The organism is Streptomyces piniterrae (assembly GCF_005048155.1).
GTDB lineage: Bacteria > Actinomycetota > Actinomycetes > Streptomycetales > Streptomycetaceae > Streptomyces > Streptomyces piniterrae.
Genome location: NZ_SUMB01000018.1, coordinates 1 through 13,877, shown reverse-complemented (window position 1 = coordinate 13,877; position 13,877 = coordinate 1). Strand labels below are relative to the sequence as shown.

13 protein-coding genes and 1 pseudogene are annotated in these 13,877 nt (G+C 71.3%); 13 read left to right on the top strand and 1 reads right to left on the bottom strand.

Features of this window, described 5'->3' with window-relative positions:
* Positions 1-27: 27 nt before the first annotated feature.
* Positions 28-1,407 (top strand): replication-associated recombination protein A, encoded by a 1,380-nt coding sequence (locus FCH28_RS35650; protein WP_136744675.1) that lies wholly within the window; start codon positions 28-30, stop codon positions 1,405-1,407.
* Positions 1,408-1,555: 148 nt separating this feature from the next.
* On the opposite strand, the gene FCH28_RS35645 is transcribed toward FCH28_RS35650, so the two are convergent.
* Entirely contained in the window at positions 1,556-2,347 is a 792-nt protein-coding gene (locus FCH28_RS35645; RefSeq protein ID WP_136744674.1) for a DUF2470 domain-containing protein, read from the bottom strand.
* A 182-nt stretch (positions 2,348-2,529) separates the two neighbouring features.
* Between FCH28_RS35645 and rpsD the strand changes: the two genes are divergently transcribed.
* The 12 genes and pseudogenes from rpsD to FCH28_RS38755 all read left to right on the top strand — a co-directional run.
* Entirely contained in the window at positions 2,530-3,141 is a 612-nt protein-coding gene (gene rpsD, locus FCH28_RS35640) for a 30S ribosomal protein S4 (RefSeq protein ID WP_136744570.1), read from the top strand.
* A gap of 214 nt (positions 3,142-3,355) precedes the next feature.
* Positions 3,356-3,802, top strand: coding sequence for a DUF948 domain-containing protein (locus FCH28_RS35635; protein ID WP_246103488.1), 447 nt, complete (start codon positions 3,356-3,358; stop codon positions 3,800-3,802).
* 8 nt (positions 3,803-3,810) lie between these two features.
* On the top strand, positions 3,811-4,158 hold the full coding sequence (locus FCH28_RS35630; protein WP_136744569.1) for a DUF6167 family protein: 348 nt from the start codon (positions 3,811-3,813) through the stop codon (positions 4,156-4,158).
* Positions 4,158-6,827: an alanine--tRNA ligase gene (gene alaS, locus FCH28_RS35625; protein WP_136744568.1), complete on the top strand. Its 2,670-nt coding sequence runs from the start codon at positions 4,158-4,160 to the stop codon at positions 6,825-6,827. Before FCH28_RS35630 ends, alaS begins: the two co-directional genes overlap by 1 nt.
* A 14-nt stretch (positions 6,828-6,841) precedes the next feature.
* Positions 6,842-7,306: a Holliday junction resolvase RuvX gene (gene ruvX / locus FCH28_RS35620; RefSeq protein WP_136744672.1), complete on the top strand. Its 465-nt coding sequence runs from the start codon at positions 6,842-6,844 to the stop codon at positions 7,304-7,306.
* A 125-nt stretch (positions 7,307-7,431) separates the two neighbouring features.
* Complete coding sequence (mltG, locus tag FCH28_RS35610) at positions 7,432-9,135, top strand: endolytic transglycosylase MltG (RefSeq protein WP_136744567.1); 1,704 nt, start codon at positions 7,432-7,434, stop codon at positions 9,133-9,135.
* On the top strand, positions 9,132-9,959 hold the full coding sequence (locus tag FCH28_RS35605) for a shikimate dehydrogenase (RefSeq protein WP_136744566.1): 828 nt from the start codon (positions 9,132-9,134) through the stop codon (positions 9,957-9,959). The genes mltG and FCH28_RS35605 overlap by 4 nt, the downstream gene beginning before the upstream one ends.
* 192 nt (positions 9,960-10,151) lie before the next feature.
* Positions 10,152-11,336 (top strand): chorismate synthase, encoded by a 1,185-nt coding sequence (aroC, locus tag FCH28_RS35600; protein WP_136744565.1) that lies wholly within the window; start codon positions 10,152-10,154, stop codon positions 11,334-11,336.
* On the top strand, positions 11,333-11,890 hold the full coding sequence (locus FCH28_RS35595; protein WP_136744564.1) for a shikimate kinase: 558 nt from the start codon (positions 11,333-11,335) through the stop codon (positions 11,888-11,890). The genes aroC and FCH28_RS35595 overlap by 4 nt, the downstream gene beginning before the upstream one ends.
* The gene (aroB, locus tag FCH28_RS35590; RefSeq protein WP_136744563.1) at positions 11,887-12,978 is read left to right on the top strand and encodes a 3-dehydroquinate synthase; all 1,092 of its coding nucleotides are present in this window, start codon (positions 11,887-11,889) and stop codon (positions 12,976-12,978) included. The genes FCH28_RS35595 and aroB overlap by 4 nt, the downstream gene beginning before the upstream one ends.
* Positions 12,979-12,983: 5 nt before the next feature.
* Complete coding sequence (gene aroQ, locus FCH28_RS35585) at positions 12,984-13,424, top strand: type II 3-dehydroquinate dehydratase (protein ID WP_136744562.1); 441 nt, start codon at positions 12,984-12,986, stop codon at positions 13,422-13,424.
* Positions 13,425-13,668: 244 nt separating this feature from the next.
* Positions 13,669-13,877: pseudogene (locus FCH28_RS38755) on the top strand (hypothetical protein); the annotation flags it as partial.

The following is a 13,877-nucleotide window of genomic DNA, read 5'->3' as shown; positions in this document are numbered from 1 at the left end:
TCAGTGGGGTGGCATAGGCTCGTGAGCGTGGAGCCCGACCTGTTCACCGCCGCCGCCGAAGACCGCCAGGAGAAGGACCCCGCGGGGTCTCCGCTCGCCGTGCGGATGCGCCCGCGCACCCTCGACGAGGTCGTGGGGCAGCAGCATCTGCTCAGGCCGGGCTCGCCGCTGCGCCGCCTCGTCGGCGAGGGCGACGGGGGCCCGGCGGGGCCGTCGTCGGTGTTCCTGTGGGGGCCGCCCGGCATCGGCAAGACGACCCTGGCGTATGTCGTCAGCCAGGCGACGAACAAGCGCTTCGTGGAGCTCTCCGCGATCACGGCCGGGGTCAAGGAGGTCCGGGCGGTCATCGACGGTGCCCGGCGCGCCTCCGGCGGCTTCGGCAAGGAGACCGTCCTCTTCCTCGACGAGATCCACCGCTTCAGCAAGGCCCAGCAGGACTCCCTGCTGCCCGCCGTGGAGAACCGCTGGGTCACCCTGATCGCCGCGACCACCGAGAACCCGTATTTCTCGGTGATCTCCCCGCTGCTGTCCCGTTCGCTGCTGCTGACGCTGGAACCGCTCACGGACGACGATCTGCGCGGGCTGCTGCGCCGCGCCGTGACCGATGCGCGCGGGCTCGCGGGCGCGGTCACCCTGCCCGAGGACACCGAGGCGCATCTGCTGCGGATCGCGGGCGGCGACGCCCGGCGGGCGCTGACGGCCCTGGAGGCCGGGGCCGGCTCGGCGATGGCCAAGGGAGAAACGGAGATCACCCTCCAGACCCTGGAGGAGTCCGTCGACCGCGCTGCGGTGAAGTACGACCGGGACGGCGACCAGCATTACGACGTCGCCAGCGCCCTGATCAAGTCCATCCGCGGCTCCGACGTCGATGCCGCGCTGCACTATCTGGCCCGGATGATCGAGGCGGGCGAGGACCCGCGGTTCATCGCCCGCCGGCTGATGATCTCGGCGAGCGAGGACATCGGCCTGGCCGACCCCACCGCCCTGCAGACCGCGGTCGCCGCGGCCCAGGCGGTGGCGATGATCGGCTTCCCCGAGGCCCGGATCACCCTGAGCCAGGCCACCATCGCGCTCGCCCTGGCGCCCAAGTCGAACGCCGCGTACATGGCGATCGACGCCGCGCTGGCGGACGTCCGCGCGGGGCGGGCCGGCGCCGTGCCGCCGCATCTGCGCGACAGCCACTACAAGGGCGCCCAGAAGCTCGGCCACGGCCAGGGCTACCAGTACCCGCACGACCTCCCGGGCGGCATCGCGGCCCAGCAGTACGCACCGGACGAGGTCCACGGCAGGCGCTACTACACCCCGACCCGGCACGGCGCCGAGGCTCGCTACGCGGACGTCGCCGAGCGGGTCCGCGCGCGACTGCGCGGCGCGACGGGCGCGACGGGGGAGGGCGGCTCCGAGTAGCCCGGCGCTGACTGCCCCGGTGCCGCGCGCCCGTCCGGTCCGGTCAACCCCCGTCAGCGGACGGCGAGTTGGGCGCCACTGGGCGCCGCCGGCCGGGCGGCGCCGCGTCGGCCGAAGCCCCGGTGCGCTGCCCCTGCTTCGCCGCTCCCTACTCCGCGGCCGCCTCGAAGAGGCCGTGCATGGCGCGGCGCAGTTCGGCGACGTCCCGTACCGGCTCGGGGAAGTCGAAGCGGGCGTCGAAGGAGCGCTGCTCGGCATCGGTGCCGCCGTCTCCCGGGGAGCGACCCCCGGATCCCTGGACAAAGCGAACCCGCAGGCCGAAGCGGTCCAGCGCCACCGGTACCGCCCGGTCGCGCGCGCCGCAGAGCTGGGCGCGGTCGCCCAGCAGGCTGCACAGGCCGCGCACCTGGTCGTCGTGCGCCGCGTGCAGATGCTGGAGCAGGTCGGCCTCGTGGGCCACCAGCGGATCGGGCGTCGCGGCGGCGAACTCGTCGGGCTCCACGGGCTCGGCGCCCCACAGGTCGTCCACCGCGCCCTCACCGACCTCCAGGCGCAGCATCATCCAGGCGGTCCGCCCGTACAACCCCGGTGCCGGCTCGGGCTGGAGCGCCTCCCCGATGCCGAGCAGCTCGCCGACGGGATGCCGCTCGGCGAGCAGCATCGCTGCCTGGGCGCGCTGCTCGTTGCGTACGGGGGTCAGCCAGCCGGCCACCCAGGCCCGTCCGCGGATGCGATGCGGCACCGAAACCGGCGCGACATCCGTGATCTCCATCACGGCGGTGAGGTCGTCGTCCTGGGCGTGGGCGGCGGCCCGTGCCGCCGCGGAGTCGCCAGGAACCAGCAACAGCACGTCTCCCTCGGGTGTCACCGTCCGGCAGACGGGCGCCCCGAGGCCGGTCTCGTCGGGGTCCTCGACTCCGGGGATGCTCAGGGACGCCATACCATTGGACTCGACGAGGGTTCGTACGCGCTCGGCGGCGGTGGGCTGCTGGGCGTTTTCCACGGGACGCGGCTGACCCGCCTCGGTGCTCTGGGCACTGGGCAGGGGGATCCCAGGTCGAAACATGCGTTCTCCTCGCGCTAAGGTAAGCCTCACCTAACTTACACGGAGGTCCGTTCCACGTGAACCAGTCGCGTCCCAAGGTCAAGAAGTCGCGCGCGCTCGGCATCGCGCTGACGCCGAAGGCCGTCAAGTACTTCGAGGCCCGTCCCTACCCGCCCGGCGAGCACGGCCGTGGCCGCAAGCAGAGCAGTGACTACAAGGTCCGTCTGCTGGAGAAGCAGCGTCTGCGTGCGCAGTACGACATCAGCGAGCGCCAGATGGCCCGTGCCTACGACCGCGCTCGGAAGGTCGAAGGCAAGACGGGCGAGGCCCTGATCGTCGAGCTTGAGCGCCGTCTGGACGCGCTCGTCCTGCGGTCGGGTATCGCCCGCACCATCTACCAGGCCCGCCAGATGGTCGTCCACGGCCACATCGCGGTCAACGACCGCAAGGTCGACAAGCCGTCCTTCCGCGTCCGCCCCGGCGACGTCGTGATGGTCCGCGAGCGCAGCCGCGAGAAGCACCCCTTCCAGGTCGCGCGTGAGGGTGGCTACGCCCCCGACGGCGAGACCCCCCGCTACCTGGAGGTCAACCTGCAGGCTCTGGCGTTCCGCCTCGACCGGGACCCGAACCGCAAGGAGATCCCGGTGATCTGCGACGAGCAGCTCGTCGTCGAGTACTACGCCCGCTAAGCAGCACCGCAGGCGCAGCCTCAGCACAGCCCGCCGTCTCCCCGCCGCTCGCGGACGGGGAGACGGCGGGTTCGTTCGTTGTGCCGACGCCCGCCCCTCTCCGGGAACGGGGTACGGACGGACAGTCACGGCGCGATAAGGTCAAGGTTGCCGTTCGAGCGGGACAACCGAGCGGGCCGAGCTCGGCCCCAACCAGTCGGAAAGTGGTGCCAACGTGTCCGGTGGAGAGGTGGCCGGGATCCTCGTGGCCGTCTTCTGGGCGATCCTCGTGTCGTTCCTCGCCCTCGTGCTGGTGAGGCTCGCACAGACGCTCAAGGCGACCACCAAGATGGTGTCCGAGGTGTCCGACCAGGCCGTCCCGCTGCTCGCCGACGCGTCCGCCACCGTCCGCTCCGCGCACACCCAACTGGCCCGCGTCGACGCCATCGCGGCCGACGTCCAAGAGGTCACCGCCAACGCCTCCGCGCTCTCCTCGACCGTCTCCTCCGCCTTCGGCGGACCGCTGGTCAAGGTCGCGGCGTTCGGCTACGGCGTGCGCCGCGCGATCGGCAAGAAGGGCGCCGCCGCCCCCGCCGACGGCGCAAAGCGCACCGTCGTCGTCGGCCGAACCCTGCCCGGCGCCCGCCGTGGCGGGCGCCGCAACCGTCGCTCCAAGGACTGATCACAGCGATGTTCCGCCGCGCATTCTGGTTCACCACCGGCGCCGCCGCCGGGGTGTGGGCCACCAACAAGGTCCACCGCAAGCTGCGCAAACTGCAGCCCGACAGTCTCGCCGCGCAGGCCGCGGACAAGGCCGTCGAGGCAGGGCACCGGCTGCGTCAATTTGCATTGGACGTACGCACGGGAATGGCGGACCGTGAAGAGCAGCTGCACGACGCGCTCGGTCTCGGCGACACGAGCGACGTCCGTGAGCTGCCCGCGCCGCGCACCCCCGCGGCGCTCGAAACGCACTACCGAACCACGAGAACACCCGGACAGACCGGGCTGACCGGACCGACTGGAAATGAGGACCACTGATGGAGTCGGCTGAAATCCGCCGCCGCTGGCTGCGCTTCTTCGAAGAGCGTGGGCACACCGTCGTGCCGTCGGCGTCGCTCATCGCGGACGACCCGACGCTGCTGCTCGTCAACGCGGGCATGGTCCCCTTCAAGCCGTACTTCCTCGGCGAGGTCAAGCCGCCCGCCGCGCGCGCCACCAGCGTCCAGAAGTGCGTCCGTACCCCGGACATCGAAGAGGTCGGCAAGACCACCCGGCACGGCACGTTCTTCCAGATGTGCGGCAACTTCTCCTTCGGCGACTACTTCAAGGAAGGCGCCATCAAGTACGCCTGGGAGCTGCTGACCAGCTCGCAGGCCGACGGCGGCTACGGCCTCGACCCGGAGAAGCTCTGGATCACCGTCTACCTCGACGACGACGAGGCCGAGCGGATCTGGCACGAGGTCGTCGGGGTGCCCAAGGAGCGCATCCAGCGGCTGGGCAAGAAGGAGAACTACTGGTCCATGGGCGTCCCGGGCCCGTGCGGCCCGTGCTCCGAGATCAACTACGACCGCGGCCCGGAATTCGGCGTCGAGGGCGGCCCGGCCGTCAACGACGAGCGGTACGTGGAGATCTGGAACCTGGTCTTCATGCAGTACGAGCGGGGCGCCGGCACCGGCAAGGAGGACTTCGAGATCCTCGGTGACCTGCCCAGCAAGAACATCGACACCGGGCTCGGCCTCGAGCGCCTGGCGATGATCCTGCAGGACGTCCCGAACATGTACGAGACGGACACCCTGCGCGTCGTCATCGACAAGGCCACCGAGCTCACCGGCGTCCGCTACGGCGCCGCGCACGGCTCCGACGTCTCGCTCCGCGTCGTCGCCGACCACATCCGCACCGCCACGATGCTCATCGGCGACGGCGTCACCCCCGGCAACGAGGGCCGCGGCTACGTCCTGCGCCGCATCATGCGCCGCGCCATCCGCAACATGCGGCTGCTCGGCGCCACGGACCTAGTCGTCGGCGAGCTGCTGGACGTCGTCATCAAGACGATGGGCCAGCAGTACCCGGAGCTGCTGGAGGACCGCCGCCGCATCGAGACGGTCGCCCTCGCCGAGGAGGCCGCCTTCGTCAAGACGCTGAAGGCCGGCACCAACATCCTCGACACCGCTGTCACCGACACCAAGACCGCCGGTGGCACGGTCCTGGCCGGCGACAAGGCGTTCCTGCTCCACGACACCTGGGGCTTCCCCATCGACCTCACCCTCGAAATGGCCGCCGAGCAGGGCCTTTCGGTGGACGAGGACGGCTTCCGCCGCCTGATGAAGGAGCAGCGGGACCGCGCCAAGGCCGACGCCCAGGCCAAGAAGAGCGGCCACGCCGACCTGTCCGCCTACCGCGAGGTCGCCGACAAGTCCGGCGCCACCGAGTTCACCGGCTACAGCGCCACCGAGGGCGAGTCCACCGTCGTCGGCCTGCTGGTCAACGGCGTCCCGGCGCCCGCCGCCCACGAGGGCGACGAGGTCGAGGTCGTCCTGGACCGCACCCCGTTCTACGCCGAGGGCGGCGGCCAGCTCGCCGACACCGGCCGGATCAAGCTGGACTCCGGCGCCGTCGTCGAGGTCCGCGACGTCCAGCAGCCGGTGCCCGGCGTCACGGTCCACAAGGGGGTCGTCCAGGTCGGCGAGGTGGTGCTCGGCGCCGCCGGGTACGCCGCCATCGACGTCACCCGCCGCCGGGCCATCGCCCGCGCCCACAGCGCCACCCACCTCACGCACCAGGCGCTGCGCGACGCCCTCGGCCCGACGGCCGCCCAGGCCGGTTCGGAGAACTCCCCGGGCCGCTTCCGCTTCGACTTCGGGTCGCCGACCGCCGTACCGGGCTCGGTCCTCACCGACGTCGAGCAGAAGATCAACGACGTCCTCGCCCGTGAGCTCGATGTGCACGCCGAGGTCATGAGCATGGAGGACGCCAAGAAGCAGGGCGCCATCGCCGAGTTCGGCGAGAAGTACGGCGACCGGGTGCGCGTGGTCACCATCGGCGACTTCTCCAAGGAGCTGTGCGGCGGCACGCATGTCCACAACACCGCCCAGCTCGGCCTGGTGAAGCTGCTCGGCGAATCGTCCATCGGCTCCGGCGTACGCCGTGTCGAGGCGCTGGTCGGCGTGGACGCCTACCGGTTCCTGGCCCGCGAGCACACCGTCGTCTCGCAGCTCACCGAGCTGGTCAAGGGCCGCCCGGAGGAGCTGCCCGAGAAGATCTCCGGTGTTCTGGCCAAGCTGAAGGACGCCGAGAAGGAGATCGAGAAGTTCCGCGCCGAGAAGGTGCTCCAGGCCGCCGCCGGGCTGGCCGAGGGCGCCAAGGACGTGCGGGGCGTGGCCCTGGCCGTCGGCCAGGTCCCGGACGGCACCTCCGCCGACGATCTGCGCAAGCTGGTGCTGGACGTGCGCGGCCGCATCGCCGGCGACCGCGCCGCCGTCGTGGCCCTGTTCTCGGTGGCCAACGGCCGCCCGGTGACCGTCATCGCCACCAACGAGGCCGCCCGCGAGCGCGGCATCAAGGCCGGCGAGCTGGTCCGTACGGCCGCCAAGACGCTCGGCGGAGGCGGCGGCGGCAAGCCGGACGTCGCCCAGGGCGGCGGTCAGAAGGCCGACGCGGTGCCGGAGGCCATCGAGGCCGTCGAGCGGCTCGTCGCCGAGGTGGCCTGAAGCGCGTGAGTGCCATGCGACGCGGCAGAAGAATCGCCGTTGATGTCGGGGATGCCCGGATCGGGGTCGCCTCGTGCGACCCCGACGGGGTCCTCGCCACCCCCGTCGAGACGGTGCCGGGACGCGATGTCCCGGCGGCGCACCGGCGGTTGAAGGCGATCGTCGACGAGTACGAGCCGCTCGAAGTCGTGGTCGGCCTGCCCCGCTCCCTCAGTGGGGGAGAGGGGCCGGCCGCGGCCAAGGTCCGGGCGTTCGCCCACGAGATGGCGAAGAACATCACACCTGTCGGGGTCCGGCTGGTCGATGAGCGGATGTCGACGGTGACCGCGACCCAGGGTCTCAGGGCCTCTGGCGTGCGCAGCAAGAAGGGCCGTTCGGTGGTCGACCAGGCGGCCGCCGTAGTTATCCTCCAGAGCGCACTCGAAACCGAACGGGTCTCCGGGCAGCCTCCGGGAGAGAGCGTCGAAGTGGTCATCTGATCGCGGTACGGTAACGTTCCGCGCGATGTGGCGGTTCGAACAGCCGCGCGTGCAAGCAGAGGCGGATCGGTACAGCAAGAGCGCTGCCCGTTCGGAGCGCTCCGCCTCTCGGCTCTAGGGGATCGATGACCGAGTATGGCCGGGGCTACGGCTCCGAACCGTGGCATCCCGAGGACCCGCTCTACGGAGACCAGGGTTCCTACGGAGGCCAGCCGCAGCAGTCCCAGTGGGGCGGGCAGCAGGCTCAGTCCGCGCCGTACCCCCAGCAGCATCCCCAGGAGCAGTACGACGGGAGATGGGACACGCAGGGCGGGCAGCAGCCATACGACCCGTACGACCCCTATGGCCAGCAGCCGGCCGATCCGTACGGCGGCCTGGGCACCGACTACTACGGTTCCCAGGACGCGTACGCGCAGCAGCCCCAGCGGGTGCAGCAGCAGGCGCCGCCGCACCCGCAGCAGCGCCAGGTGCCCCAGCAACAGCAGCCCTATCCGTCGCAGCAGTTCGAGCAGCAGCAGTACGAGCAGCGCCAGTACGACCAGCGGCAATACGAGCAGCGCCCGTACGAGCAGCGCGTCGAGCCGGGGTTCGACGACACCGCGGAGGGCGACTGGCGGGTCGAGCCGGAGCGGCGGGAACGGGAGCCGGAGCACGCGTTCTTCGCGGACGGCGTCGATGACGACGATCCCGACGACAACCCGCGCGGACGCCGGTCCGACCGCGAGCGCCGCGGCAAGAAGAACAAACGCCGCAGCGGCCGGGCATGCCTGGTCATCACCCTGGTTTTCGCCGGAGTTGTCGGGACCGTCGGATATTTCGGCTATGACTTCTTCATGAGTCATTTCGGACCGGCGCCCGACTACGAGGGCGAGGGTTCCGGTGACGTGCAGGTCGAAATCGAACCCGGCTCCTCGATCATGCAGATGGGCCTGACGCTCAAAAAGGCGGGCGTCGTCAAGAGCGCCGACGCGTTCAGCGAGGCCGCCGTCGACAGCAAGAACGACAAGAGCCTCCAGCCCGGCACGTATTCGCTGCGCAAACACATGTCGGCGGCCGCCGCCATCGAGCTGATGCTGGACCCCAAGAGCCGTAACGGACTGACGGTCCGCGAGGGGCTTCGGGCGGGGGCGGTGTACGAACTCATCGACCAGCGGCTCAAGCTCAAGAAGGGCACCACCAAGCAGATCGCCCGGAAGGACTTCAAGAAGCTCGGGCTGCCCTCCTGGGCCAACAACTCCGCGAATATCAAGGACCCGTTGGAAGGCTTCCTCTACCCGTCGACGTACAGCGTCGGCGGCAAGGCGAAGCCGGAGACGGTCCTGAAGGAGATGGTGGCGCGGGCCAACCAGGTGTACGAGAAGTACGACCTGCAGGGGAACGCGCGAAAGCTCCAGCTCGACTCGCCGATGCAGCTGCTCACCGTCGCCAGCCTCACGCAGGCCGAAGGCAAGTACAAACACGACTTCGTCAAGGTCGCACGCGTCGTCTACAACCGTCTCAAGCCGAACAACACCGAGACCTACGGGCTGCTCGACTTCGACTCGACCGTGAACTACGCCAAGACGGAAAGCACCCTGGACACCGGATCCGTCGACGATCTGCGCAAGTTCAACGACCCGTACAACACCTACAAGTTCAAGGGTCTGCCGCCGGGGCCGATAGGCAACCCTGGCGAGGTGGCACTCAAATCGGCCATCAACCCGGCCAAGGGCAACTGGTACTACTTCGTCTCGATCAACCCGGAAAAGACGCTGTTCGCCGCGACGAACGAAGAGCACGAGCGCAACCGCCGCATCTACGAAAAGGAACGCGAGAAAGCCAAGCAATGAGCGCCAGACGTCGAGCCGCGGTCCTCGGATCCCCGATTGCCCATTCCCTCTCCCCGGAACTGCACCGTGCCGCCTACGCGGCGCTGGGCCTGAGCGACTGGACGTACGACCGCCACGAGGTCGACGAGGAGACACTCCCGTCCTTCATCGAAGGGCTGGATGCCACCTGGGCGGGGCTGTCGCTGACCATGCCGCTCAAGCGGGCCGTGATCCCGCTGCTCGACGAGATCAGTGAGACCGCGGCCTCGGTCGAGGCGGTGAACACCGTCGTCCTCACGGCCGACGGGCGCCGCCTCGGCGACAACACCGACATCCCGGGCATGCTCGCCGCGCTGCGCGAGCGCGGCGTCGGCAAGGTCGAGCGGGCGTCCGTCCTGGGCGCCGGCGCCACCGCCTCCTCGGCGCTCGCCGCGCTGTCCCGTATCTGCACCGGCGAGGTGACCGCGTACGTCCGCAGCGCCGCGCGCGCCGACGAGATGCGCGGCTGGGGGGAGCGGCTGGGCGTCGCGGTCCGTACCGCGCCCTGGGACGACGCCGCCGAGGCGCTGCACGCGCCGCTGACCATCGCCACCACACCGGCCGGCACCACCGACGCGCTCGCCGCCGCCGTGCCCGAACACCCCGGCACGCTCTTCGACGTCCTGTACGAGCCCTGGCCGACGACGCTGGCCACGGCCTGGGCGGCGCACGGCGGTGCGGTCGTCGGCGGCCTCGACCTGCTGGTGCACCAGGCGGTGCTCCAGGTGGAGCAGATGACCGGACGGTCCCCGGCGCCGCTGGCCGCGATGCGCCGGGCGGGCGAGGCGGCACTCGCCGCCCGCTGATGCGATGAGCACGGCTCCGGGTGGCCCCCGTCGCCCGCCGAGCCGGCTCAGTTGCTGCACCGATCCGGCGATCTGTCCCATTCCTCCCGCCCGCGCCCGGTCCGCACCCTGGACGGGGCGCTGCCCGGCCGCTGCGACGTGGGAGGATCGGGAGAAGACCGTACGCGGACGAGCAGTACATGAGGAGCACCGTTGAGCAGGTTGCGCTGGCTGACGGCGGGGGAGTCGCACGGCCCCGCACTCGTGGCGACGCTGGAGGGCCTTCCGGCCGGGGTCCCGATCACCACCGAGCTGGTGGCGGACGCGCTGGCCCGGCGCCGGCTGGGCTATGGCCGCGGTGCCCGGATGAAGTTCGAGCAGGACGAGATCACCTTCCTCGGCGGGGTGCGGCACGGCCTTTCGCTCGGCTCGCCCGTGGCGATCATGGTCGGCAACACCGAGTGGCCCAAGTGGGAGCAGGTGATGGCGGCCGATCCGGTGGACGAGGAGGAGCTCGCCGCGCTGGCCCGTAACGCGCCGCTGACCCGCCCCCGCCCCGGTCACGCCGACCTGGCCGGAATGCAGAAGTACGGCTTCGGCGAGGCCCGGCCGATCCTGGAGCGCGCCTCCGCCCGCGAGACTGCGGCCCGGGTCGCCCTGGGCGCGGTCGCCCGTTCCTTCCTCAAGGAGACGGCCGGCATCGAGATCGTCTCGCATGTCGTCGAGCTGGCCGCGGCGAAGGCCCCGTACGGCGTCTACCCCAAGCCCTCCGACGTGGAGAAGCTGGACGCCGACCCGGTGCGCTGCCTGGACGCGGACGCGAGCAAGGCGATGGTCGCCGAGATCGACCAGGCCCACAAGGACGGCGACACCCTCGGCGGCGTGGTCGAGGTGCTGGCCTACGGCGTGCCGGTCGGCCTCGGCTCGCATGTCCACTGGGACCGCCGGCTGGACGCCCGGCTGGCCGCCGCCCTCATGGGCATCCAGGCCATCAAGGGCGTCGAGGTCGGCGACGGCTTCGACCTGGCGCGGGTGCCGGGCTCGAAGGCGCACGACGAGATCGTGGCCACCGAGGACGGCATCAGGCGCACGTCGGGCCGCTCCGGCGGCACCGAGGGCGGGCTGACCACCGGTGAACTCCTGCGCGTCCGCGCCGCGATGAAGCCGATCGCGACGGTGCCGCGGGCCCTGGCCACGGTGGACGTCACCACGGGTGAGGCGACCAAGGCGCACCACCAGCGCTCGGACGTCTGCGCCGTGCCGGCCGCCGGCATCGTAGCCGAGGCGATGGTGGCGCTGGTGCTGGCCGACGCTGTGGCGGAGAAGTTCGGCGGCGACAGCGTGCCGGAGACCCGCCGCAACGTGCGGGGCTACCTCGACAACCTGGCGATCAAATGACGGCCCCGGTCGTCGTACTGATCGGCCCGCCCGGCGCCGGCAAGTCCACGGTGGGCGCGCTGCTCGCCGAGCGGCTGGGCGTGGGCTACCGGGACACCGACGCCGACATCGTCACCACGGCCGGCAAGCCGATCGCGGACATCTTCGTCGACGAGGGCGAACCGTACCTCCGCGAACTGGAGCGGGAAGCGGTCCGCACGGCCCTCGAAGGCCATGACGGGGTGCTGTCGCTCGGCGGCGGCGCGATCATGGACGACGGCACCCGCAAGCTGCTCGCGGGGCTGCCGGTCGTCTTCCTGGACGTCCAACTCGCAGACGCCGTCAAGCGGGTGGGCCTGGACGCGCCGCGCCCGCTGCTCGCGGTCAACCCGCGCAAGCGGTGGCGCGAGCTGATGGAACAGCGCCGCCCGCTGTACACCGAGGTGGCGCGCGCCGTGATCGACACCGCGGAGCGCGCCCCCGGCCAGGTCGTCGAGGCGATCCTGGACGCATTGGAGCTACGGCAGGCCGCGGGCGACGCCCCGCAGGCCGCCAACAGGGAGGAACAGGCATGACGGAGCAGGCCACCCGTATCCAGGTCGGCGGTACGGCAGGCACCGACCCGTACGAGGTGCTCGTCGGGCGGCAGCTGCTCGGTGAACTCCCGGGCCTGATCGGGGACGGCGCCAAGCGGGTCGCGGTGCTGCACCCGGAGGCGCTGGCCGCCACCGGAGAGGCACTGCGCGAGGACCTCGCCGGCCAGGGCTACGAGGCGATCGCCATCCAGCTGCCGAACGCGGAGGAGTCCAAGACCGCCGAGGTCGCCGCGTACTGCTGGAAGGCGCTCGGCCAGACCGGCTTCACCCGCACCGATGTGATCGTCGGCGTCGGCGGCGGCGCCACCACCGACCTGGCCGGTTTCGTGGCCGCGACCTGGCTGCGCGGAGTGCGCTGGATCGCCGTACCCACCACCGTCCTCGGCATGGTGGACGCGGCCGTCGGCGGCAAGACCGGCATCAACACCGCCGAGGGCAAGAACCTCGTCGGCGCCTTCCACCCGCCGGCCGGTGTGCTCTGCGACCTGGCCGCGCTCGACTCGCTGCCGGTCAACGACTACGTCTCCGGGCTGGCCGAGGTCATCAAGGCCGGCTTCATCGCCGACCCGGTGATCCTCGACCTGATCGAGTCCGACCCGGAGGCCGCCAAGCGCCCGGACGGCGCGCACACCGCCGAGCTGATCGAGCGGGCGATCCGGGTCAAGGCCGAGGTCGTCTCGGCGGACCTCAAGGAGTCCGGTCTGCGCGAGATCCTCAACTACGGCCACACCCTGGCGCACGCCATCGAGAAGAACGAGCGCTACAACTGGCGGCACGGCGCGGCCGTCTCCGTCGGCATGGTCTTCGCCGCCGAACTCGGCCGGATCGCGGGCCGCCTGGACGACGCCACCGCCGACCGGCACCGCGCCGTCCTGGCGTCCGTCGGGCTGCCGCTGACCTACCGCGGCGACCAGTGGCCCAAGCTGCTGGAGACCATGAAGGTCGACAAGAAGTCCCGCGGCGACCGGCTGCGCTTCATCGTCCTCGACGGCCTCGCCAAGCCGACCGTCCTGGAGGGCCCGGACCCGGCCATGCTGCTTGCCGCGCATGCCGAGATTGCGGCGTGAGCCCGATGAATCGCAGAGTGCTGGTCCTGAACGGCCCCAACCTCGGCCGGCTGGGCTCCCGCGAGCCGGACGTCTACGGCGCCACCTCCTACGCCGGGCTGGTCGAGCAGTGCACCGCGCTCGGCAAGGAGCTGGGGTTCGACGCGGAGGTCAGGGAGACCAACGACGAGGGGGAGATGGTCCGTTGGCTGCACGAAGCCGCCGACGGCTCGATCCCGGTCGTCATCAACCCCGGTGCCTTCACGCACTATTCGTACGCGATGCGGGACGCCGCGGCGCAGCGCACCGCGCCGCTCATCGAGGTGCACATCTCGAACCCGTACGCCCGCGAGGAATTCCGGCATAATTCGGTGATCGCGGCGGTCGCCAGCGGTACGGTCGCCGGCTTCGGCATCGGCTCGTACCGTCTCGCGCTCCGTGCGCTGGCCGAGGAACTCGACGGCTGACGCACCGGATCGGGCACTCCCCACCGCCCCCGGACGTTCCTCCGGTGAGCGCCGGGGGTGGGGACCGCACCCAGTGCGAGCTGGCAGAGTACCGTTCGCAGAAGTACACCCACGCCGACGGTGTCGGGCACAACGGCCCTTGTGGGCCGGTCGGTTACCGCACGACGCACCGGATGGTCCTGGACCACGCCACCCGGCGCCGAGCACCGCACCATGTCGACCGCACGAGACGGAGAGCCACCGGATGCAGTACGCAGTGGGGGCTCCGCTGCCACCGCCCCAGGGGCAGACGCCAGGCCAGCAGGGCCATCCAGGACAGCCCGAGCACGGCGCCACGATGAGCTGGACCCCCCACCACGGCCGGCCCGTCCCGCCCGGCTCGCCGCCGTCCCCCGCGGCCCCACCGGCGCCGCCCGCCCCGCCCGCACCCGCCGCACCGCCCGTCCCGCCGCC